This is a genomic window from Rhodopirellula maiorica SM1, assembly GCF_000346295.1.
Taxonomy (GTDB): domain Bacteria; phylum Planctomycetota; class Planctomycetia; order Pirellulales; family Pirellulaceae; genus Novipirellula; species Novipirellula maiorica.
This window is the reverse complement of the sequence record NZ_ANOG01000354.1, coordinates 1-1,009: the sequence shown is the minus strand read 5'-3', so window position 1 is coordinate 1,009 and position 1,009 is coordinate 1. Positions and strand designations below refer to the sequence as shown.

Annotated in this window: 1 protein-coding gene; it reads left to right on the top strand. The window is 55.0% G+C overall.

Annotated features, from left to right (window positions below; translation table 11 throughout):
* On the top strand, positions 1-999 hold a 999-nt coding region (locus RMSM_RS11380), incomplete at its 5' end, for a sulfatase-like hydrolase/transferase (protein WP_040765770.1).
* Positions 1,000-1,009: the final 10 nt, after the last annotated feature.

Here is a 1,009-nt window from a genome sequence, read left to right as displayed (position 1 = left end):
AAAAAATACTGGGACCTGTACAACCCGGCGGAGCTGCCGATGCCCGAGGTGACGTCGCCGCCCACCGATGCTCCGTCGTACGCTGCCACCAACGGCGGTGAGCTTCGCAATTACAGCGACATGCGAAGCAAGGGACCGATTGACGAGTCGACCACGCGTCATTTGATTCACGGCTATTATGCCGCAACGAGTTATGCAGACGCTCAAATTGGCAAAGTGATTGACGCAATTGATCAACATGGATTCACGGACAACACCATAATCGTATTATGGGGCGATCACGGATGGCATTTGGGAGACCACGGCATGTGGTGCAAGCACACCAATTACGAGCAAGCCGCACGGATCCCGGTGATCATTGCCGCCCCTGGTGCTGCCCGCGGCGCATCGACCACCGCGATGATGGAAACGGTCGATATCTATCCGACGTTGGCTGAGCTGGCGGGCATCGAACCAGCAGAAGATCTTGATGGCGTCAGCCAGGCGGCAGTCGTTCGAGATCCCAGCCAACACGTCCGCGACTATGTGACCCACGTTTATCCTCGCGGGTCACGACTTGGCCGCGCGATCCGCAACTCGCGTTACCGCATGGTCCAATGGAAAGAGATCGGAGCGAAATCGGAAACCGCCGAAATTGAACTTTACGACTATGAAAATGATCCGCTGGAGACGCAAAACATTGCCAGCAAATCCCCCGAGGTCGTCGCCACGATCACCGCAGAGCTTAACAAGCAACCCGAACCGAAGCCGCAATGGAAAACGCCCAAACAGCGAGCAGCAGCGGCCGAAAAATTGAAACAAGCTCAGAAAAAGCGGGCTCACAATGCCAAGTCGCGGACGGCAATGTTTGCCAAACGCGATCGAGACCAAGATGGATTCTTGACACTCGACGAGTTCTTGCTGCATCAGCCCGATCCCGACGAAGCTCCCAAACGCTTCCCGAAATTCGACAAAAACAACGACCAGAAACTGTCGGAAAACGAGTTTGTTTATCCGTAAAAACGGTTCG